This is a genomic window from Streptomyces asiaticus, assembly GCF_018138715.1.
Taxonomy (GTDB): Bacteria; Actinomycetota; Actinomycetes; order Streptomycetales; family Streptomycetaceae; genus Streptomyces; species Streptomyces asiaticus.
The window spans coordinates 1265477-1286894 of the sequence record NZ_JAGSHX010000001.1; the positions used below are offsets into that span (position 1 = coordinate 1265477).

The window sequence follows — 21418 nt, forward strand, 5'->3', positions numbered from 1 at the left end:
TACTCCTGCGACTACTACGGCACCTCCGTCGCCATAGGGCTCGCGCCCCGTAGGCGATCCCGTGGTACGTCTTCGCTGTACGTATCGAGCACGACGTAGGCCGTTCACTCATCTCCTTGACCACCCTCGTTGGGCGGCGTTTCGCGCCATGGAGGTTGCCTCGGCTTCACGGTTCATGGCCGGGCATGACGCGACGTCGGTTTCAGACGTTATTCCGACGGGTGCGCACTTTCACCACCGGAGATTGAACTTCAAGCAATCCAGCCTTGGCCTTATCGTGCGGGCCTTGCGGCACCCCGCCCTGAACGTCTCCAGACGGCCGCCGCTTTCCTGACATGCTCTTGTCCCCTCGCGCTTTCGCGTCCAGGTAAGTCAGGTGACCCAGAAACATTCCTCCAAGTTCCTCCCGATTGGGTCGGGGATACAACGAAGCGCCTCACGGCGCACAGCGGACTTGCGCCTGTCCCGCGCTTTCCGTGAGCAGCACGAAGATCCGGCGGTCGGAAAGCTCCATGTCCAGGCCGTCCATCTTGTGCAGGATGGCTTCCGGGTCGCCGTAGAAGTCATGGACTTCCGGCGTCCAGGAATAGGCCACGCAACCGAGTGCGGCTTCGGTTTGTTCTATCTGCGACACAGCATGCGCTGTCGTGGTCACTGCTGACTCCAATCATCGGGTACCCGGAAAGGCACCGAGAGGTCAGCGTGCGTGTGACCATGCTTGTCCAGAACGATAGGAGAAGGACAGACCAGTTCCCGTCATTGACGCACAAGGGGTCCAGTATCGGTAGGAGTCTGTGATCGAGTGGTCGGTGTTCCAGTAGCTGACAGGCTGTGGGGTCACCGAGTGTGGTCACCGGGGCGTACTTCTTCCAGATGCCTGCGGCTTGGGCGGCAACGGCCTCGGTGTGGACTGTGTGGTAGCCGAGCATCCCCGCGACGACCGACGGCGGTGCCTGAAGAACGAGTTGCTGCAGGGTGGCGGTCCGGCCGTGGAGGGTGGGGACGCCTGCAGCGGTGAGTCGCTTGCCGAGGGTGGCGGGTCCATGGGCTGTCCTGCCCTGCGTCCGGGGAAGAGCCAGTCGCTGGTGGGAAGAGTGCCACCTGGCCTGTTCGGGCGTTCGTCACGTATGTAGCCGAGCAGTAGGTCGGCAAGGGGCTCTGGAACTGGCGTGGGCGGGTCGCCGAGGAGGAGTGTGACCTGGTCACCGTCGTGCTGGACGTCGTGGACGGCGAGCCGGACGAGCCGACGGACGGGCTGGGCATAGAGGAGGATCAGGGCTGCCGCGATCCGTTCCATGAGCGGGAGACTGTCGCTGGTCATGATCTTGCGGATCAGGGGATCGTGGGCACCTTCAACCGGGGCATGTCCGGGTGGTCCATGCTCCAGCGCAGGAACGCTTGGACGACGCGGCGGCTGGTGGCGTCCTGGGCGAACCAGGAGGCCAACCGGAATACGCCGGAAACGTGCCGTAGGCCGCTGTGATCAACCCAGACGGCGAGCGGCGGGGTCGTGCTCAGCGACGTGCCGGGCGACGGCGTCGATGATCAGCTCACTAGCAGGCGGGCAGGAGCACAACACCGGGTTTGTCAACGGCCCAGGCCATCGCTCATTTTTACGTGCGGGGGTCGGCGTATTTCACGTTGACGGTGACCGTCAAGTTCCCATTCTGCTCCATCTTGGCATCTACCCCATACGATAGATTTCCGGCTTGCGTGATTCCATCGTACAGTGTCGCTACTCGAAAGCTGACCTCTCCATTCTTCCAAACCTGCCCCTCCCCGGCAGTCAGCGCTTTTCTTTTCGAGGTGTAGATGATGATGATGCCGAACCTATCCTCTTCTTTGGTTTCCGTATGGACACTCCACTCCTCGCCAAGGCAGCTGATACAGCGCGGCAGCAGCTGGTCAGGGATTCTTAGGAAGCAACGAATAGCGTCACCACCGACGGTGAATCGAGAGTCCAGGAACACTGACATCGAGTAACGTTGGCCAACATCGATCCGAAACCCTGACTCGCGATTAAAGTGTTCTCCCCATTCTGGCGGGATGGGTGTATCGCGCGAGATTGGCTTAGTGTGTTGGATGATCGCATGCGTGAAATCGATCATTCCGTAGTCGATTCAGCAATAAAAATCTGGCGGGCGCATCCGGAGGCGGCGCGCTTTGGCCCATTCGAGTGATTATGTGCGACATCCCTCGAGTTCCCCGGCGCCTGCGTCTCGGTGACCATGCGCCATCTGCCCCGACGCCGTGATTTACTCCATACGGGTGGTCTGTCGTGACGTTGCCTTGTCGGCCCGGCATTGCCTGTGAGGCACTGTGTATGGCATGGCGGTCCACCCCGGCGCCGGAGAGTTGCAGCCCACGCTGCATAGCCTGCGCCCGGCGTGGAGTGCTCGGCCCCCTTCGGGCCGGGGTGGGCTATGGCTTTCCCTCGCTGGGGCAGCACTGTGGGGGCGGACATGCCTCTGAAGACCGCAAGAACTGGGCGGCGGTGGTGGCCACCGCCTTCGGGTCGATCAGTCTCGTTGCGCTTCGCGGGATGCCGGATCTCAGCGTCAACGGCTGCGCCAGTCAAGGCCCGGGTCAGGAGGCGGAAGCGCCAGCGCGGTTGAGAGGGCCCAGGTCTCCGTACAGAGCGGCGTGGAGTGCGGCCGCGAGTTCGCGGGCTCGGTCTTCGCTCCGCACGCCGTGCATCACGAAGTAGACCGGTCCTGTGTAGGCGTCCAGGTCGACCTCACGGTTTTGGACCAGACGGGTGATCGCGGCCCGCCCCGCATCGTTGACGACATCGCCCATTATCTAGTGCTGTCAAGCATCTCTACAGATCAACGAGCTGGAACAACGTAAGGCAAGTTAGCCTCGATCTTGCATGAGGGGTCCGTCAGCTTGCTGGCGGCCCCTTTGTGGTGGGTGTTGGTCGGGGTTTTCGGAGTCTGGGCAGGCTGATGGCCCGGTTTTCGCGTCGGGTGGGCGCCGGGTTCCACTGCTCCGGTGGGCTGGTGCTGCTCGCAGGGGCGGGAAGACGCTGGTCAGACGGGGTTCGGGAGGGCGTGGAGTCGTTCCAGGGCTTCGGTGATCACGTCGGTCCAGGGACAGTGCTTGGCCAGGCGGAGGATGCGGCGGCGTCCGGTGGTGATGAGCTGGGCGGCGGTGGAGAACAGCCGAAGCCGCAGGCGGCGGGGCTCCCACAGGCGGGCCTTGCCGGTCAGGGCAAGCACGGGCATCCAGGCCAGCAGGTCGAGGGCGATCTGGACGATCTCCAGCCAGATCTGGTTCTGCGCGGCGTCGTGGAGGGGGAGGTTGCGCAGGCCGGTGGCGCGGGCGGCGCGGATGCGGTCCTCGGCGCGTGCCCGCTGGCGGTGGCGCAGTTCGAGGGTGGCGATCGCCTCGTCGGCCGTGTTGGTGGCGAAGCAGGTAAGGCGCATGCCGGCGGCGTCGGTGAAGCGCAACTGGGCACCGGGGTGCGGCCGTTCCTTGAGCACAATCAGCCGTAGTCCCTTCGGCCAGCCCGTCAGGCAGTCACCGGCGAGTTCGGCGACCCAGGCGCCGTCGCGGATCTCGCCGTCGGCTTCCACGGCCGGTGTCCACGCCGAGGCCGGGACCTTCAGGACGGCTTGGTGGATGGCATCGGTGATGGTCATGCCGACCGAGTACGACAGCCACCTTCCACGCTGGGCGAGCCAGGCGACGAACTCGTGGGTGCCACCGCCGGAGTCGGTACGGATCAGCGTCTGCCGCCCGCGTCGTAGCCGTTTCGGCAGCTGGGCCAGGGCCAGCTTGGTGGCCTCGCTGTGGTCCGCGGCGGTGTTGGAGCCCGCATTGCCGGGCCGCAACAGACCCACGACCGGCTCGCCGGACCCGCCCCGGCCATGATCGACGAAGCCCATCAGCGGGTGGTGTCCGAACGTCTTCTTCCAGGTCGCGGCGGCGTCCTGCTTCTCGGAGTGCGCCAGGACGAGGACCCCGTCGATATCCACGATCACCTGCCCGCCCGCGTCCGGCGCGGCTTCCCCGGCCAACCGCCGCACGTGTTGGCGTACTTCAGCACGGGCGGAACGCAACGCGGTCAGGACCCGCTGTCCGCCCGACGACAGCGTGCTGATCAGCCGGGAGACCGTGGGGTCGGAGGCCACCGGACCGAACACGGCCGGCTCGGCCCGCAACATGCCCACATCGGCCAGGCAGTCCCCTCCCAGCGCCACGGCGAGCACCACATCCAGCAGGATCTTGCCCGGACCATGCACCGCCCGCGGCCTGCGCCACGGCGCCAACGCCGCAGATATCGCCTGATCCAGGCCGGTCCTGCGAACCGTCTCGACCAGCAGCACACCGCCGGCCTGGGAGACCACCCCGCGACCACCGCCTTCGGTACGAACACGCGGATAGGACCCGATACGCTTCTTCACCTGGAGAGTGCTTCTTTCACGCGACGACCTGGACCCTAAACACGTCCCATCGTTGCAGGTCAGGAGCACTCTCCGCGTTTCTGATCAACCACTGGACGCCCTGCCGCGTGAAAGCGCGAGGCTAGGCATGCACCTCAGTGCACGAGAGACGGACAACGCTTCGACAGCGCTCCTTCTGAGCGGCGTTCGGCGGCGACCCAGGCGGAGTTGGGCGGTGGTGGTTCGCAATTGCCGAGAGCATCCGCAGCGACAGGGCCGGGTAGTTCAAGGACTTCGTGCCGGAGGGCAGAGCCAGGGGACGCTGCGGCTGAGGCTGCGATCTCGTTCGAAGAGTGCGGAAAGGTATCCGACGCCGCGTGGCTGGCCTACCCCGACGCCGGGAAAGATTCAGCGGGATGTCGGGATAGCTGCCCGATTCGCAGGTGAGAGCAAGGTCGAGTGGCACAGCGCAGGCTAGCGAGTTGCCATCTGGCGGCAGTCGGCCTGGCTACTTTGCGCCACTTTCTTTGTTTGGGCCTAGATCTGTGCCCGTGGCGATGCATCCTGGGCGGTCGCGTGACGGAGTGGGGGGACCAGGGCTAGCAAGCAGCCCCGGCCACCGGAGGAGGGGCAGTGGCGTTATCTGACCCAGAGCAGCGGGCTGAGGTGCTGGAACTGTACAAACTCGCCGTCGAGATGGCCGACCGGGTATCGGTGCGCCGCGGAACCGCCAACGCGTTCTTCTTGACCGTGCAGACCACGTTCGTCGCCTTGATCGGTCTCGGCTTTCCGAAGCTGTCCAACGCTCCGTGGTGGGTGTCGGCGTCGCTGCTTCTGGTCGGCGTGACGCTCTCTGCGACGTGGTGGATGCAACTGCGTAGCTACCGGGACCTGAACACCGCGAAGTTCAAGGTCATCATCAAGCTGGAGGAAGGTCTCCCTGCCAAGATCTTCACCGACGAGTGGGATCAGCTGCGACGCGACCCCGTTCACGGCTGGCGCAAGCGTTATGCGGAACTGGGCACATCCGAGCGCGTGATCCCCGTGGTGTTCGCCGTAGCGCATCTGCTCGTCTTCGTTGGCACACTGACGATGTGACCTACCTCGACCAGCTCGCCGAACTGATCCGTTCCTGCCTTCCGGCTGAAGCCGAACCTCCTGAGGATTCTGACGATTTGTTCCGTATCTACGCCGTGCTCTTGAGGGCTAAGGGGGAGCAGGTCACTGAAGAGGACGTCCACGACGCCTGGTCGGCCTGGATACAGTCGGTCAACAGCCGTCACCAGGCGCTGGTGCCCTTCCAGGACCTCGACGCGCAGACCCGGGCCTTCGACGCTCCGTACGCGCGGGCTATCCGCACTGCCGCCCGCTATACCCAAGAGCGCGTCAGCTGACGCCAGAGCGCCACGAGGCGTACCCCGAAGCCGTCAAACAGGCCCATGCCGACTTCGCCGCCCTGAACCGCGGAGAGATTCCCGAGCCCCGCACCGAAGCAGAGGCCCTGAAATTACGCTGAGCTACTTGTCCTTTCACCGTAGCTATACGAGAACAGGGCCATGACCGAATGCGCCTCTTTTGAGGCGATGCTCGAAGCGGAGGATGACGCCGCCATCGGCAAAGCAGGCATGACCCGCGACCAGTTACTGGCCGCCTGCCGCAGCATCTATCCCCCGGCCAAGGAAGCCCTCGGCGTCTTCGCCATCCACCTCGAACTCCAGCCCGCATAACAGGCCGTCCCGGACACTCCCCGGGAACGGCCTTGGGGGCGGCCAGGATGATGACCGGCCACAGATCTTCCAGCACAGTGTGTGCATGAATTTATCGCCTGAGTCGGTACTACGGTTCCTGCTGATCTGGGCCACGGGCATGCTGGCGATGTCCGGACTGAGCGGACGGAGGACGCGCCAGCAGCTCGTCGGGATGCTGTGCCAAACCGTGTTCCCGCTACTGCTGTTCGGGCTTTTCATTGCCATCCCGTTGCTGGTGCCCGACCGGTTCCCGCAGTGGTGGGACAGGTGGTGGCGGTACGTGGTTCCGCTGTCCACGGTGCTCGGCGGCCTGGTGATGTGGCTGCCGCAGCAGGGCAAGCGGCTGAGCTGGAGCGGCCGCTGGGAGTTCCGTGACCCCGCCCAGGGAGATCCCGCACAGGAACCCGCGACCGGCGTGGATGGTCCGACCCGGCCTCCGCATACGAGGCTGCGGGTCCTCGGCTACGTGATGATGCTGGCCGGTGTCGCCCTCACGACCGTTCCCACGCTGGTGCTGCAGCGGCCTGACATCACCCCGGACTGGGTGGAGCCCAACGGGTTCCTCATCGGTGTCACCGGGTTGTTCAGCGTCCTTTACGGCGGCAAGACGCTGAAGCTCGCCCGCACCCGGCAAGCGCGGGAGCTCCTGTCGAGGCCGATCCGCAGGGACGCGTGGCTGGGATCGCTGCTGTGGGTCGCGGCCTGGTTATGCTGTCTGGTCGGGCTGACCCTGACGCTCGGCGGACTGTCCGTGATGATGGAACCCCTCGACCTCGCGTGGTGGCAGATGTTCCTCACGCTGTGGACGATGATCCTCGGCGGTTTCGTGTTCACGCAGGGCCGCAAGACCTTCCTGCGGGCGCGGCGGCACCGGTCCCGCTTCGTTCCGGATCATCGACACCTCAAGGCCGGTTCCTACGTGCTTTACCTGCGCTCGTTCAGGGAAGACGAGCAGCAGACGGCCCTGCACGAAGTGCCGCTGCCGGGCATGGGGGGTGGTGCAATTACCGGGTTCCTGGTGTCCGGAGCTTCGGCAGAGGAGCACCTCGCCGAGATCTTGCGGCCGGTCGGGCCGTTGGTCGCGGTCGGCGCACCGGGTGAGCGGCTGCCGCATGTGGGCGCGGTGCGCATGTACCTGCCGCACGAGGGCTGGCAGGAGCCGGTGCGCGAGCTGATGCGGAAGTCCCGGCTGACCGCGCTGACCCTGGGCACCAGTGAGGGCACGATGTGGGAGCTGGCCGAGGCGTTCCAGCTTCTGCCTCCGCATCGGCTGGTGTTGTTCATCCCGGCGCTGAAGAAGGCCGAGTACCAGCGCATCCGTGCCGCTGCGCCGCGCCTGCCGGAGTGCCCCCGGTGGCTGGACACTCAGCACCGGACGGTGATCCAAGGCGTCATCCATTTCGCTGCGGACTGGACGCCGGCCATCGCGCCCGTTGTGGACGACTACGGCAACGTGAAGTCGAACCTGTTCACGGCGATGATGCCCGCGCTGCTCCCCGCCTTCACCGCGATCGAAGAGTACGAGAAGGAAACCGGCGTGCTGTATGGCTGACCTAGGATTTCTGGTGTGCAGGAGCCCGCGTCGGGACTCGGGGGATCGTGGACGGGCGCGAGCTGTTCGCGCGTGTGTGGTCAGCTCAGGGCCGTGATCAATCTCGGCGCCAACGACTGTACCGATGTAGAAAGCGCCGCCAACTGCATCCAGCAGCGGCTCCGGCAACAACTGCGTTCAGTCGCCGACCGTTCTGTGTCACATCTGGAGCGCCTCCCCCACGCGCGGGCGCCCCTTCGCTCCCTACCGGCACACGCCCCGCTCCGGCAGGGTGAGAGTCGTCGGCCGCTGCGATCAAACGGGAGGGGATACGGCATGGCGTATGAGGAGCGTATGTACCACGGCGTGCAGGGATTGGAGACGAGGAAGATGAGCGGCAGCGAGGGTCGGAGAAGGTCAAGCCCGTCACCGCGCTTCGCCGGCAGGCACTTGAAGCTGGCCACCGTTCGGCACCAAGTGGCGTAGGGCAACTGGCGACGCCATACCACGCGGCTGATGTTCGGCTTCGCGGCCTGGAAGGCTGTCGTGATGCTGACCAGTGGACGACCCGTTACTCAACATCCTGAGTCATAGATGGCAGCCCTGAGGTTGTCCCGTCGCATCCCTCACCCGCACCTGCGTCCCGTAGTGATCGGTGAGATTGATCTTGCTGGCTACTCGCCCTCTGGACGCTGGAGAACCTGCCTCTGAAGGCGTTCGCGAAGATCCGCCTCCTCGGCCGTCAGCGGGTCCTCGGGCCGGCGGATGCGGACAGGCTTCGGCCGGAGCGACACGCCGTCGTCCGCGGCGGTCTGCTCGGCTTCGGCGAGGGCGCGGTAGAGGGAGGCGACCGAGGGGGACTGGCCCGCGTTCTTGCCGGTCTTGATGGTGAGCTTCTTTGCGATCTCCGGGACGGGGACGCCTTTGTCCTTCAGCGCGATGGCGAAGGTGAGCATGTCGTCGTCGATGACCTTGGGCCGTCCGCCGTGGTTGCCCTTGGATGCGGCGGTGACCTGGCCTTCGAGGGTCTTCTCCCGGATGTAGTTGCGCTCGATCTGTCCGGCGACGGCGAGGACGGCGAAGAACATGGCGCCCATGCCGTTGGGGTCGTAGATGCCGGTGAGCGGGCAGGTGAGGAGCTCGAGCTGGATGCCTCCGGCCTGGAGCTCGGCGGAGAGCGCCATGAGCTCGGCGGCGTTGCGGGCGAGCCGCTTGAGTTCGTGGACGGTGAGGATGACCGGGGTCTCGGGCGCGGCCTCCTTGAACTGGTGGGCCAGCGCGAGGGCCTTCTCCAGCTCGGGCCGGACTTTGACGCGGGTGCTGATCTGCTCGTGGAAGATCTTGTGACACTCCGCCCGTCGGAGGGCTTCGAGTTGGCTCGCCAGCTCCTGCCGCGCGGTCGACGTCCTCGCGTACCCGATCCGCACCGGCTGCTGGGTGCGGGGCGCGGGCACGACCGCGAGCGCCGGGCCCTGCTTCCAAGCGCGGCCGGGTCCGCGGTCGGCGGGCACCGGCACCTCGAGTTCCTCGCGCAGCGCGGGCACGAGGACGAAGCGCGGGGTGTGGTACTTCGCGGCCGTCTTCCCGCCCCGGGTGCGGCAGGCGCTGCCGGCGGGGGCGTCACAGTTGGGGCAGTCGTGGCGTTCTACCGCCAATGCTGCCTGATCGGGCGTGAGATCCACGGCGGCAGTCTCTCAGAAGTGCCTCGCACAACGCGCCGGTTTCGAGAGGACTTCTGCGAGTGGCGACCTGGGGAAACGTGATTGTCTCCGGGGTTTTCGCAGAACTCTCGCATTCGGTCATTTGTGAGAGGCATCAAATCGCTACCGCTAACCGCTGTTCCGTTGTTCCCCGAGCCGGCGGCGGGGGTCTTCTTCTCCTTGGACCGTTGACGGGCTTCGGCCTGAGCTGCGGTGAGGTACCGCTCGACCGCCGCAGCGTACGTCGGCGGTCGAGCGGAAAAGGGCACGACGCGGGCGCGCGGTACTTGAAGGCCCCGGGCTCCTACCTCGGACATCAGCCGCAAGGCGCGGCCCCCCGGGGCGCAGTCGCGTCGCCGCGCCGGGGGGCCGTCGAACGCGGTGCTGCGTGGATAATGCGGCGCGCCGGCCCAGGCATCCCCTCAGCTCTGGCCTGGACCGCCATGGCCCTGATGACGCGCCGGCTGACGAAACCGGTAGCCGACTGGCGCGAGCCGAAACCCCCGCCGCCCCCGCCGGCCCCGGCCCTGCGCATCCGGCTATGCCCCTGGACCGTCCGCCTCGCACCCACGCCTTTATGACCAGGTAGATCACACGACAGGAACAATCCGCGGACGCGGAACGTGTCTCAGCAGGTCCCGCGGTAAGTCACCCCGGGGAGGTATGTCTTCCAGTCGGTTTGTGCGGATCCTCGACGGTCTGGAGGCCCTGATCACGCGCCGTACCGGGTAACTCGGGGAAGATCAGCCGCGACTCATTTCAAGTGGCGCCTACTCGGGTGCGATCTCCAACTGATCATGTTCCCCCGTGACCGCGTTGAACGACAGTGCCGCCCCTGCGCCGGCTCTTTCGCCCTGGACGAGGTCGGTGTCCGCGCCGGCGGCCGACGCGTTCACTCGCTTACGGAAGGAGTTTCGCCTGGCTCGCCCACTGCCGGAGGTCGCCGCAGGTTGCGGTTGTTGTCCGGCTACGGCTGGCCAGGGTGTCGAAGGTGGCACGTACCTGGCTGCCGAGGTAGGCAAACACATGAGCCGCGCGGCCGGTCTGGTAGGCGAGCAGCCGAAAGGCGGCGACGTCGTGTTCCTCCATGTCGTCGTCCGCCTGCGCGGGCGCCGCAGCCAGGAACTCGTAGTCGCGCTTATTCATGACGGTATGGGCGACGGTGCGCAGTGCCGTGGCGTGCAGGGCTTCGACGGTGGACGGGCGTCCGGCCGCTGCGGCGTCCAGGATGACGGTGTGCATGGTGAGCGCTGCGAAGGTCCCGAGCAATCGCTCCCCCTGGGGCACGTCCAGGCCGCGTTCGCGGAAGTCGTCATGGCGACGATCACGCCGCCAGGTTTCCTGGTCGATCAGGGGCAGCAGACATCGGCTCAGGGCGCGGCACTCGCGCCAGACGACGTTGTCACGGGCACTGTTCATGGCTGCTGAAGCCCCTCTCGAGAGTGCTGTGCCCGCCGCAGCCGGGCAGGGCGAGCACAGGTCTGTCTCACGTCATGCTCACACGCAGGGCACGTACAGGACGGAGCTGTAGGCAGTTCCGGAGTCGTGGCTACCGTTGGGGGAGACGATGGTTCCAACCGTCACGGTTCGCCATCCGGTATTCGGGTCGCCGGGTTTGTCCGTGCAGGTCGCCGAGGCCGAACTTGAGCGCAGTGGGGGCGGGCACTTGGTCTGACGCGGTCCTGACCCGCCGGTCATCCACTGGTTGGAGTAGTTGTTGTAAAACTCGACGTCGACTTCGCTGTTGCAGCTGGCCGGAGTTCCGCCGGCACAGGAAGAGATGCCGCCCGTGCCGGTGACCTTGCTACCGCTGTGGTTGGGCTTCGAGGCATAGTAGGACTCCGTTAGGTCTCTTTCGATCTTGGTGCTGTGTGTGTCCTGCTGGGCAGGGGGTGGTGGCAGGTGGCGCAGATGCCGGTCCAGCACCTCAAGGTGTCTTGGAGGGCGTCGAGGGTCTGGTAGAGAGTGAGCTGGGCCCGGGGACTTTTGGGGCCAGGCGTTGTTCGGTCAGGAAGGCGTGGGTGGCGGTCACGAGGGTGACGTGGTGGTGCCGGCCGGGCCAGGAGCGGCCTTCGAAGTGGTCCAGGCCCAGGGCGTGTTTGAGTTCGCGGTAGTCGTGCTCGATGCGCCAGCGGAGACCTTGGCCAGGCGGACCAGGTCGGCGATCGGGGTGTCGGCCGGCAGGTTGGACAGCCAGTAGTCGGTGGGAGCCTCGGCCTCTTCGGGCCATTCGACCAGCAGCCAGTAGTCGGGCAGGATGCCGTCCCACCAGCCCTGTTCGGCCGAGGCGGCGGCTCGGATGGGACGTTCGGCGGCGTTGCCGGCCGGGCGGACGCGCACGGCGGCGACGCGGGAACGTAACTCGCCGCGTGAGCCCTGCCGCCAGGTGAGGGAGGTGAACGCTTCCTGTCCGAGATCGGCGGCGAGGGCTGCCACCGAGGGTGCGGGCTGACGGTAGCGGGGCTGAGGCCGGCGGCCGACGATGCCTTTGCGGTCCGGGGTCTCGGGCTTCGCCTCGAACGGGTGGGCGGTCACGTCCGCGCGGTTCGGCAAGCACGTAGTGGATTTCGCGGTCTGCCAGGGCGGCCCGCAGGTGTGCGTTGGTGCCGTAGGCGGCGTCGGCCACGACGACCGGCGGCCTCATTCTCCAGTCGGCCAGAGTGTCGAGCATGTCCAGAGCCAGCCGCCACTTCTCGCGGTGCCCGGCCTCGGGCGGGACGCGGGTGAGGGTCCTGCGGGCGGTGTCCGCCGCCCACTCCTTGGGCAGGAACAGCCGCCACTGCAGCGGGCAGGAGGCGGTATCGGTGGCGGCGTGGACGCTGACCGCGACCTGGCAGTTCGCCCGTTTCCCCAGGGCCCCGCAGTACTGCCGGGCCACAGCCACCGACATTCTTCCGTCTTTGGGTACCGACACATCGTCGATCACCCAGGCCGTCGGGGTGATGAGCGGAAGCATCCGCTCGCAGATCCGCCGCTGCACCGGCACCGGATCCCACGTGGACTGGTTCACGAACTGCTGCAGGTTCTGCTCATTGCCGTCCGGCAGCCGCGAAGCCATCGCCTGGATCGACTTGCGGCGACCGTCCAGCATCAGCCCCCGTAAGTAGCAGTCACCCTTGGCCCGCTGATCCTTCCGCGGCACCGACGCGAACACATCAGCCACAAACAACGCCAACTTCACCCGCACCCGGTTCACTTCATGTGCATCCACACACCCACCATGCTCCTGAACAGGCCCGACAGGAAAGACCTAACGGAGTCCTAATAGAGAGTGCAGGTGATGACCGCATCGGGGGACGGGCTGTCGTCGACCGACAGTGTCACCTCCGGTGGCCCGGGATTCGGCGGCGGCACGGCCTGCGCGGTCGGAACGGAAAAAGCGAGCAAGGCGGCACCTATAAGTGATGCGCCAGCTACGGGTCTGAGAAGTTGTTGTCTTTCCGGGCTTGAGAACGGTCTTTTCGATGGCAATACGCCTCCGGTTGCCCGCCCCGGCCGCGCATCCAGTCCGGCGTCGGGAGCAGCGGCCGGATGGCCGCCCACTCTCCGTCCGTCATGTCCGTCGGGTACCGGCGCTGCCGCTCGGACCGGTCGACCGCGTTGCCGTACACGTGCGCGAGGCGATCACACGATGGAGCAGCCCTGTTGGACTGCCGGATCACCGACACGGGAGACTGCGGCACAGGGGCCTCCTGGTGCTCTATGGATTTGACACCCACGAGCTGTTCAGGAGGCCCCGTCTTCATGCTCTCGCCACGGCAGGATCACCCGACCGGGAACCCTCGTCCATCGCCACCGCTCAAGATCGAAAAGACAACAGCTTCGTAGTACTGCAACGGCACTTCGTGCCGTTGCAGTACTAAAGTCCGGCCACCCGGTCGGCCGAACGGCGTGCAATGGCCGGGAAAAGCTCGAGCGCCCGCCGCCCGATCAGCTCGGCCTGGGCAGAGGTGATTATCGAGGACTTCCGCAGGGCGGTGATGTTCGCGCTGAGCGTGCGGTCGTCGCTGCACGGCACGCCTGCGTCTCCGCCATAGACGATGTGGTCGACGGGAACCATCGTCAAGGCCGCCGCCAGGTTGGCGTCAGTGCCGGACGCGGCGGTGTCGAGGTAGAGGCGGCTCAACTGCTCGGCGATCTCCTCCGGGGTGAACTGATCCCCGGCAGGCACCCATGCCTCCGTTCCGAGCAGCCGGAGCCGGCCGGAGAGGCCGGGCAGTGCGCCGCCACAGTGCGCGAGGACGAAGCGGACGTCCGGATAGCGGCGGAACATGCCCTGGTACAGCATGGCGACGATCGTGCGTGTCGTGTCGAACGCGACCTCCACCAGCGGGGTGGGCAGCCCGAGTTCGGGCCGCTTCGTCGTGTCAGGGTGTACGAACACGACCGCGCTACGCCGGTTCAGCTCCTCCCATACCGGCTCCAGCACCCGATCGGACAGGTTGATGCCGTTGTAGGTCGTGCTCACCGCCCAGCCGTCCGGCCGCAAAGCCGCCTCCGCCCGGGTGATCTCGGTAAGCGCGGCTTGCGGGTCGTCGGTGGGCAGCGCCGCCAGCAGGCCGAAGCGACCGGGGTGCTCGGTCACGAGTTCGGCGCCGTAATCGTTCGAGGTGCGTAGCGCGTCGTGGGTCTGCGGCACCGCGCTGAGAAGTTGCATCGCCACCCCTGTCCGGTCCATCGACCGCAGGGCACCTTCGACGGTCCAGTGGTACGGCTGGGGTGCGAGGAAGCACAACTCGCGCATGGCGGTCCACGCGGTGTGCCGCTGCTCTTCAGTGGCCGGTGGGGTGAAGTGTGCGTGCACGTCCACCCAGGTTCCAGTGGTCAACGGCGTTCCTTTCGGTCCGGGGCCGCGGTGACGTCGAGCGACGGCTGCCATCGGGGTATCGGCCCGAGTCCGTTGGGAATGCGCAGACTCTTGCTGTAGCCGAACTCGTGCAGGGTCTCGCGGGCGTGCTCGCGGCCGTAGCCGCTGGCTCCCGTGCCGCCGAACGGAACCCCGACAGCAGCCCTGTTGTAGTGGTTGATGAAGACCAGACCCGCGCGGACCGCGTTGCCGATCCGCAGCGCGCGCTGGTGGTTCCCGCTGAACACACCCGCGACGAGTCCGAAAGGGGTGCCGTTGGCGATGTGGACGGCCTCGTCCTCGTCACTGAACCGGATCATCGTGACGACCGGTCCGAAGATCTCCTCGTTCGCCACCCGCATTGCCGGCGTGACCTGCGTCAGTAGTGTCGGCGGAACATAGTACCCGTCGGCCAACCGCGGGTCCGTGGGCAATTCGGCCTGCGCGAGGATCACAGCCCCCTCGGTGCGGCCGATGTCCAGGTAGTCCAGCACCCGGCGTTGCTGTTCGGACGTCACGAGTGGCCCGACGTGGGTGGCGGGATCAGCGCCGTCGCCCACGGTCAGTCTCCGTACGGCCCGCGCCACGCGGTCGGCCACTTCGTCGTAGATGGTGTCCTGCACGAGCAGGCGTGAGGCGGCGGTGCACGCCTCGCCCTGGTTGAAGTAGCCGCCCTCGATGAGCCACGGTACGACCGAGTCGAGGTCGGCGTCGTCGAAGACGACGAACGGGTTCTTGCCGCCGAGTTCGAGCAATGCCGGGGTGAGGTTGTCTGCCGCCGTCTTCAGCACGGACACGCCCGTGGCCGGAGCGCCGGTGAAGGAGATCTTCCTGACGAGCGGGTGCGCGGCGAGCGCGGCGCCGACCGGGCCTCGGCCTGGCACGAGGTGGACAACGTCATCGGGGACGATCTCCTCGATCAGCTCGATCAGCCGGAGCACCGACAGCGGTGCTTGTTCCGGTGGTTTGAGCACGACGGCGTTACCGACGGCGAGCGCAGGGGCGAGCTTGCCGGCGGTGTGGATAGGTGGCCAGTTGAACGGCACGATCGCCCCGATGACGCCATAGGGCTCAAGGGTCGTGACATCGAGCAGCGGCCCGTTGTGCACCGCGGCGCTCGGCGGCGTCGTGATCAGCCCGGCGAACAGGTCGAAGATCGCGGCGGACGCGACCAGGTCGAACCCCGCCGCCTGGCTCGTCGGCTTGCCGTTGTCACTGGTCTCGATGGCGGCGATCTCCGCGGCGTGGTCGCGGATCGTGTCGGCGATCCGACGCAGGACGGCGCCGCGCTCGGCGTGCGAGCGGCGGCGCCAGGCCGACTGACCCGCGTGCGCGGCTCGCACGGCGGCGTCGACCTGCTCCGGACCGGCGCCCTGAATGGTGGCGATGGCCTGGCCGGTAGCCGGGTTGTGGACGGTGAACTGGTCGGCGGTGTCGGGCGACGACCAGCGCAGCCGGGCAACGGCCGGCATCGTGGCCGAGGTCGTCATGTGGTCTCCTTACCTGTCGGACTGGCTGGCAGAGGCGGGCACGAGCCCGATGCGCGCGGCGGTGCCGCCCGCGATGGCCGCGGTGGCCACGACGTCCAAGCCGACGGCGCGAAGCCGCTCGGCGGGGTCGGGCACGCCCATGTCGAACGGGAAGTCCGAACCGAGCAGCACGCGTTCCGTCCCGAGCGCGTCCACGAGCCGTCGCAGCGCGGCGGGCTCGTAAACCAGGCTGTCGACGTACAGCCGGGACAGATACTCACTCGGCGGGAGTTGCGTCGTACGGGCCTCCCGCCGCGCGTGCCAGGCGTGGTCGGCGCGGCTGGTCATGGCGGGCAGGTGGCCGCCGCCGTGCGCGGCGAGCACGGTGAGGCCCGGAAACCGCTCCAGGACCCCACCGACGATGAGATGTGAGAGGGCGACGGCGTGCTCGACGAGCTGGCCGACGCTGTTGGCCAGGTACCAGTGTGCGAGCCGCTCGTCGAGCGTGCACCCCCCCGGGTGCACGAAGATCACCGCGCCGCGTTCCGCGGCGCGCGCCCACAGGTCGTCGTATCGGCGGTCGGACAGCTCGATCGGCGGACCACCACAGGGATCGGGCGCGTGCGTGGCGATCTCGACACCGCGCAAGCCACGCGTCAGCGCGTCGTCCAACGCTTCGACTGTCCACTCGGGAAATTGCTGTGGCACCACCCCGAGCCCGGTGAGCCGGCCAGAGCGACGGACGCAGTGTCCGGCGACGGCTTCGTGGGTGAGGCGGGCAAGATCGCGGGCCGCGCCAGGATCGGTGATCCAGTGGTGGTACTGGGTCGGGGTGACGGAGACGACCTGAACGTCGACCCCGGCGGCCGTCATCGCGGCCAACCGGCGATTGACGTCGACAAGCAGCGGCAGTTCGTTCACGAACCGGTCGGCGGCGGTCTTCGCGGACAGGGGGCCGAGCCGCCGCAGGTCGAGCGCGATTCGCTCGGCGTGCCCGGGCAACGTGCGAGCCATCGTTTCGACCTCCGCAGCCCACAGGTGCGCGTGGACGTCGACGACGAGATGATCCACCGGAGGGCGCTCCGATCGGGAGTGGTGGGAAGTTTGCACCTTCCACACTGCACTCCGTCCTGCCCGGAACGTACGGCATATCGCGCATGGGCCGCATGCCCTGGAGCTATACCCGCTGGCCGCCCAGAACACCGCGCAGCCACCGATGCCCCGGGTCGGCGTCGTGCACCGGATGCCACCAGAACGCCTCGATCAGCGGCACCACCTCGAAGGGGAACTCCAGCACCCGGATGCCGGCGCCTTCGGTCGCCGCGACCCGGCCGGGCACGACCCCGATCGCGTCCGTGCCGCGAACGAGCCGGGGCACGACGAGGAAGGACTCCGCGACCGCGACGACCCGACGGATGATCCCGAGCAACTCCAGCTGCCGCCAGGCGGGCGGCCGGCCGGCCTGGTCCGCGAAGGTGGCAATCCACGGCAGCCGTTCCAGGTCCTGTCTGGTCAGCCTGTCGCCGACGAACTGGTTGTCCGCGGAGACCACACACACCCACCTGTCCGTGTGGACGTCCAGAGAGGACGCACGTGTGAGATATCCATGCGGCAGCAGGACACCGTCGACGTTCCGCAGGTACTTGTCCTCGTGCTCCAGCAGTTCGGCGCTGACCGGCATGAAGCGCAGGCCCACACCGGGCGCGAGGCTGCGGACCCGGAGTAACAACTCGGCCCCCGCCGTGGCGATCCCGTGATCGGACGAAACGATGGTGAAGGTCCGGGTCGACGTTTCCGGCGAGAAGGTCGTCTCTGCGGCGAAGGTCCGGTCGACGGCCGTGACCGCGGCTGCGACCAGGGGACGTAACCGCTCCGCGAACGCGGTCAGCCGGTAGGAATTGCCGGCCCGTTCCAGCAACGGGTCGCCGAAGTGCCGGCGCAGTCGCCGCAGCGACTTCGACAACGTCGGCTGGGTGCGCTCCAGACGCGCCGCCGCCGCGGTGACGCTGAGTTCACTCAGCAACGCGTGCAACGCCTGCAGGTGAGTTGACTCCAGGCCGAAGGAGAGAAGGGCATCGCCGTGCCGGGTGGCCTTGTCCTGGTTGTCAGCGCCCGGCACGACGACGCCGAGGGGAGAGTTGCCGAGCGGAGAGGCCTGGTGTGCGGGCGACCCCCGCAGACTTCCGCCGTCGGCGCGGTTCGCACGTTCGGTCAGTCACCACTGCAGTTCGGGCTCCGTTTCTCCAGGGCTGCGTTGACCACGTCTTTCGCGTCGCGGTAGGCCGACACGTCTCCGAACAGGCCTTGCTCGTAAGTGTATCCGTCGCGAAAGTTCAGGTATTCGATCTCTTTCAGGCTCCGCTTCTCAAATTCCAAGGCGACCGGGCTGTGCCGGGCCATCAGCCGGGCAGCCTGGTAGGCCGCATCGAGTAGTTGGCCCGCGCAGGTCGTTCCTGCGGGCCGGGCGGCGCGGATCGACTTCAGTGCGATGTGTCGGCTTCGTGCCAGTGAGAGGGTGTCAGTCACGGTTGAGCGGGAGGATCGGGCCAGTCAACCGCGTTGCCGTACACGTGCGCGAGGCGATCACACGATGGAGCAGCCCAGTTGGACTGCCGGATCACCGACACGGGAGACTGCGGCACAGGGGCCTCCTGGTGCTCTATGGATTCGACACCCACGAGCTGTTCAGGAGGCCCCGTCTTCATGCCCTGGCCACGGCAGGATCACCCGACCGGGAACCTCGTTCGACCGCCACCGCTCAAGATCGAAAAGACAACAGCTTCTAAGATGTCGGGCTCAGCCATGCCCCGACCCTATGCGTTACGCGAAGAACCGTACCCGGCGTACCCCACATGAGACTCAGGGACGGGGGCTCGGCCACCGCTGCTCTTGACCTACGGGACGAGGACAAGACGGCCGCGCAACCCGCCTTCTGCGAGGGCCCGGTGGGCCTGGGCGATCTCCTCCAGCGGGAAGGTCTGAGACACCCGCAGAGTGAGCAGGCCGGTGCCGGCGAACGCCGCTAGCTTGGCCAGGCGCTCACCATCGGTGTGCCAGGCCAGATTGGTCATCCGCACCTGACGGCGGGCCATGGGCGCGGAGTTGAGCAACGACACAAACGCGCCGCCGTGCCGGACCGCGTCCGCCGCCCCAGCGGCCATATTGGCCGCATCGATCACACCGTCCACACCACCCGGCACGAGCGCGAGGACCACGGGTACGAGGTCCTCCTCGCGTGAGACGAACAGCTCCGCGCCTGCCTTGCGCACCAGCTCCTCGTCCCCAGCGCCCGCCTGGGCGACGACGCGCAGACTCCGCAGGCGCGCAAGCTCCAGCGTGTAGAGGCCGACACCGCCGGCCGCGCCGGTGACCAGCAGCCACTGGCCCGGCTCCAGGGCCAGTGCATCCAGCGCCTGGTCCGCGGTGGTCGCGTTCAGGCCAAGCGCGGCCAGCTGCACGAGATCAGTTCCGGCCGGGGCGGGAGCGAGTTCCCAGTCCTTGAGGAGGACGTACTCAGCCTGGGTCCCCAGTTCCCGGTCCAAACGCTCCTGGGTACCAACGACCCGGTCACCGACGGCGTACTGCGTGACGCCCTCGCCGATGGCGGCGACGGTGCCCGCCACGTCCGCACCCAAGCCATACTGATCACGCTGAGCGACAGCTCCGTACTTCACGTTCAGGCCCTCGCGCACCATGACGTCGGCGAAGTTGACCGATGCCCCGGCCACCTTGACCAGCACCTCTCCGCGGCCCGCCTCGGGGGTCGTCACCTCGACAACCTCAAGGGCCTCGGGCCCGCCGAACTTCCGCACCACTGCTGCACGCATCCGCTGCTGCCTTCCTGGTCTTGTCGGTGTCCAACTGCGCTCGTGCAGCTGGACACGGAATCACCCCTCCGACGGTGCGCGAGTGGTCGACGGTGAGCCAGGCCCGGCTTTACCTGGTCCCAGCAGGACCAGGTAAAGCACGAAGCGGAGGGCGTAGCGTGGACGGTGTGGAGACGACGATCGGCGAGTTCCTACGCCTCCGGCGCGGGCGCATCTCGCCCGAGCAGGCAGGGCTGCCGCCGAGCCACACACGTCGGCGGGTGCCGGGGCTGCGGCGGGAGGAAGTGGCGCTGCTCGCCGGGGTCAGCCCCGACTACTACGTCCGCCTGGAACAGGGCCGCACACCCCACGTGTCCGACCAAGTGCTTACTGCTGTCGCCCAGGCTCTGTCACTCTCCGACACCGAGACGGAGCACCTGCGCAACCTCGCCCGCTCTGTACGGGGCGCCACCCCGGCACGGAAGACCAGCAACGGATCCGGCGGGTCGCCGGACGAGCCGCTCGTGCGGCTGCTGCACACCATGACCGGCACCCCCGCCCTGCTCCTCGATGACCGCCTCAACATCGTCGCGGCCAACACAACCGCCGAGGCCGTCTTCGACGTGGCCGGCATGCCCGAGCCCCGCAACGCTGCCCGCCACCTCTTCCTGCATCCCGAAGCGCGGTCGCGCTACGCGAACTGGGACGCGATCGCCGCCGAGACCGTAGCTCAACTGCGGCTGCTGACCGGCCGCCGCCCCGACGACACTCGGCTCGCAGCGCTCGTCGGTGAACTCGCCATACGCAGCGAGCCCTTCCGGGTCCTGTGGGCTACTGGCGACGTACGGGAAAAGCGCCTGGGCGTCGCCCGCATCGTGCACCCCACCGTCGGCACACTCAGCTTCGACTACCACGCACTCGCCGTGCCAGCCCGACCGGACCGCACCCTGCTCGCCTACCTGCCCCAGCCCGAATCCGTTGAGGCTCTGGCCATCCTGCTGAGCTGGACAGCCGAAGAGACCGCTGAAACGCACTCCCAGCTCAGCCAGCCCGGCCACTGATCATTGACGCGTCCGGATTGGACACGACTAGTAGGACTCCGTTAGGTCTGCGTGTCGCCCGTGTTCGGGGGCATGAGGGTTGTGTGGACTCACATGAAGTCAATCGTGTTCGGGCGTCGTTGGCGTTATTCGTGGCGGATGTGTTCGCCTCGGTGCCGCGGAAGGATCAGCGGGCCAAGGGCGACTGTTATCTGCGGGGGCTGATGATGGACGGTCGGCGCAAGTCCATCCAGGCCATGGCCTCGCGGCTGCCGGACGGCAATGAGCAGAACCTGCAGCAGTTCGTGAACCAGTCCACCTGGGATCCGGTGCCGGTGCGTCGGCGGATCGCCGAGCGGATGGTGCCGCGGATCGGCCCCGCCGCCTGGGCGGTCGATGACGTGTCGTTCCCCAAGGACGGCAGGATGTCGGTCGGTGTCGCCCACCAGTACTGCGGTGCTCTGGGCAAGCAGGCCAACTGCCAGGTCGCGGTCAGCGTGCACGCGGTCTCCGATGTGGCCTCGTGCCCGCTGAACTGGCGGCTGTTCCTGCCCCGGGAGTGGGCGGATGACGCCGTCCGGCGCCGGCGGACCGGCGTCCCCGAGGGCGTCGGGCACCGGGAGAAGTGGCGGCTGGCACTGGACGCCCTGGACGAACTGGCCACATGGCAGCTTGTGCCGCCGGTGGTGGTGGCGGATGCCGGCTATGGCCAGAACGCCGACTTCCGCGCCGACCTGGCCGAGCGGGGACACACGTACGTGGTCGGCATTCGCGCTGATATCACTGTCCAGCCGCACGAGGCAGTCCCCGCCGCCCCCGCCTGGTCCGGCAGACGCCCCAAACACCATTGGTTTCTGGGGCTACAAGTTCGATCGCCCAAAGGCTGAAGT

General features: G+C 67.2%; 19 protein-coding genes and 1 pseudogene. 7 read left to right on the plus strand and 13 right to left on the minus strand.

Going from position 1 to position 21418, the window contains the following annotated elements:
- Positions 1-436: 436 nt before the first annotated feature.
- Positions 437-655 (minus strand): hypothetical protein, encoded by a 219-nt coding sequence (locus KHP12_RS05375; RefSeq protein ID WP_211831568.1) that lies wholly within the window; start codon positions 653-655, stop codon positions 437-439.
- A 555-nt stretch (positions 656-1210) separates the two neighbouring features.
- On the opposite strand from KHP12_RS05375, the gene KHP12_RS05380 reads away from it, so the two are divergent.
- The gene (locus KHP12_RS05380; protein ID WP_086882317.1) at positions 1211-1483 is read left to right on the plus strand and encodes a hypothetical protein; all 273 of its coding nucleotides are present in this window, start codon (positions 1211-1213) and stop codon (positions 1481-1483) included.
- 130 nt (positions 1484-1613) lie between these two features.
- Here KHP12_RS05380 and KHP12_RS05385 read toward each other — a convergent pair whose 3' ends face one another.
- The 3 genes from KHP12_RS05385 to KHP12_RS05395 all read right to left on the minus strand — a co-directional run bounded on the left by KHP12_RS05385 (position 1614) and on the right by KHP12_RS05395 (position 4409).
- Positions 1614-2108, minus strand: coding sequence for a hypothetical protein (locus tag KHP12_RS05385; protein WP_211831575.1), 495 nt, complete (start codon positions 2106-2108; stop codon positions 1614-1616).
- A gap of 478 nt (positions 2109-2586) precedes the next feature.
- Positions 2587-2799, minus strand: a complete 213-nt coding sequence (locus KHP12_RS05390; protein ID WP_244202863.1) for a hypothetical protein — start codon at positions 2797-2799, stop codon at positions 2587-2589.
- Between the two features lie 233 nt (positions 2800-3032).
- Positions 3033-4409, minus strand: a complete 1377-nt coding sequence (locus KHP12_RS05395) for an IS1380 family transposase (protein WP_211831576.1) — start codon at positions 4407-4409, stop codon at positions 3033-3035.
- A 612-nt stretch (positions 4410-5021) separates the two neighbouring features.
- Between KHP12_RS05395 and KHP12_RS05400 the strand changes: the two genes are divergently transcribed.
- The 4 genes from KHP12_RS05400 to KHP12_RS05415 all read left to right on the plus strand — a co-directional run bounded on the left by KHP12_RS05400 (position 5022) and on the right by KHP12_RS05415 (position 7688).
- Positions 5022-5486, plus strand: a complete 465-nt coding sequence (locus KHP12_RS05400) for a RipA family octameric membrane protein (protein WP_086882315.1) — start codon at positions 5022-5024, stop codon at positions 5484-5486.
- A complete protein-coding gene (locus tag KHP12_RS05405; protein WP_211831577.1) occupies positions 5483-5782 on the plus strand; it encodes a DUF7701 domain-containing protein in 300 nt (99 codons plus the stop codon). The genes KHP12_RS05400 and KHP12_RS05405 overlap by 4 nt, the downstream gene beginning before the upstream one ends.
- A gap of 162 nt (positions 5783-5944) precedes the next feature.
- A complete protein-coding gene (locus KHP12_RS05410; RefSeq protein ID WP_244202862.1) occupies positions 5945-6115 on the plus strand; it encodes an ASCH domain-containing protein in 171 nt (56 codons plus the stop codon).
- Positions 6116-6200: 85 nt separating this feature from the next.
- The gene (locus KHP12_RS05415) at positions 6201-7688 is read left to right on the plus strand and encodes a hypothetical protein (protein ID WP_086882313.1); all 1488 of its coding nucleotides are present in this window, start codon (positions 6201-6203) and stop codon (positions 7686-7688) included.
- 653 nt (positions 7689-8341) lie between these two features.
- On the opposite strand, the gene KHP12_RS05420 is transcribed toward KHP12_RS05415, so the two are convergent.
- The 9 genes from KHP12_RS05420 to KHP12_RS05460 all read right to left on the minus strand — a co-directional run bounded on the left by KHP12_RS05420 (position 8342) and on the right by KHP12_RS05460 (position 19509).
- Positions 8342-9349, minus strand: a complete 1008-nt coding sequence (locus tag KHP12_RS05420; RefSeq protein ID WP_086882312.1) for a recombinase family protein — start codon at positions 9347-9349, stop codon at positions 8342-8344.
- A 918-nt stretch (positions 9350-10267) separates the two neighbouring features.
- A complete protein-coding gene (locus KHP12_RS05425) occupies positions 10268-10786 on the minus strand; it encodes a hypothetical protein (RefSeq protein WP_086882311.1) in 519 nt (172 codons plus the stop codon).
- 508 nt (positions 10787-11294) lie between these two features.
- Positions 11295-12509, minus strand: coding sequence for an IS701 family transposase (locus KHP12_RS05430; RefSeq protein ID WP_420878072.1), 1215 nt, complete (start codon positions 12507-12509; stop codon positions 11295-11297).
- Between the two features lie 717 nt (positions 12510-13226).
- Positions 13227-14246, minus strand: a complete 1020-nt coding sequence (locus KHP12_RS05435) for an amidohydrolase family protein (protein WP_086882310.1) — start codon at positions 14244-14246, stop codon at positions 13227-13229.
- The gene (locus KHP12_RS05440) at positions 14192-15703 is read right to left on the minus strand and encodes an aldehyde dehydrogenase family protein (RefSeq protein ID WP_244202861.1); all 1512 of its coding nucleotides are present in this window, start codon (positions 15701-15703) and stop codon (positions 14192-14194) included. Before KHP12_RS05440 ends, KHP12_RS05435 begins: the two co-directional genes overlap by 55 nt.
- A 9-nt stretch (positions 15704-15712) precedes the next feature.
- Positions 15713-16753, minus strand: coding sequence for an amidohydrolase family protein (locus KHP12_RS05445; RefSeq protein WP_308016588.1), 1041 nt, complete (start codon positions 16751-16753; stop codon positions 15713-15715).
- 106 nt (positions 16754-16859) lie between these two features.
- Entirely contained in the window at positions 16860-17801 is a 942-nt protein-coding gene (locus tag KHP12_RS05450) for a LysR family transcriptional regulator (protein WP_086882309.1), read from the minus strand.
- A 92-nt stretch (positions 17802-17893) separates the two neighbouring features.
- Positions 17894-18208, minus strand: a complete 315-nt coding sequence (locus KHP12_RS05455) for a Clp protease/crotonase-like domain-containing protein (protein WP_143678035.1) — start codon at positions 18206-18208, stop codon at positions 17894-17896.
- Positions 18209-18576: 368 nt separating this feature from the next.
- Positions 18577-19509, minus strand: coding sequence for a quinone oxidoreductase family protein (locus tag KHP12_RS05460; RefSeq protein ID WP_211831578.1), 933 nt, complete (start codon positions 19507-19509; stop codon positions 18577-18579).
- Positions 19510-19676: 167 nt separating this feature from the next.
- On the opposite strand from KHP12_RS05460, the gene KHP12_RS05465 reads away from it, so the two are divergent.
- The gene (locus tag KHP12_RS05465) at positions 19677-20549 is read left to right on the plus strand and encodes a helix-turn-helix transcriptional regulator (RefSeq protein ID WP_086882324.1); all 873 of its coding nucleotides are present in this window, start codon (positions 19677-19679) and stop codon (positions 20547-20549) included.
- Between the two features lie 83 nt (positions 20550-20632).
- Positions 20633-21370: pseudogene (locus KHP12_RS05470) on the plus strand (IS701 family transposase); the annotation flags it as partial.
- Positions 21371-21418: the final 48 nt, after the last annotated feature.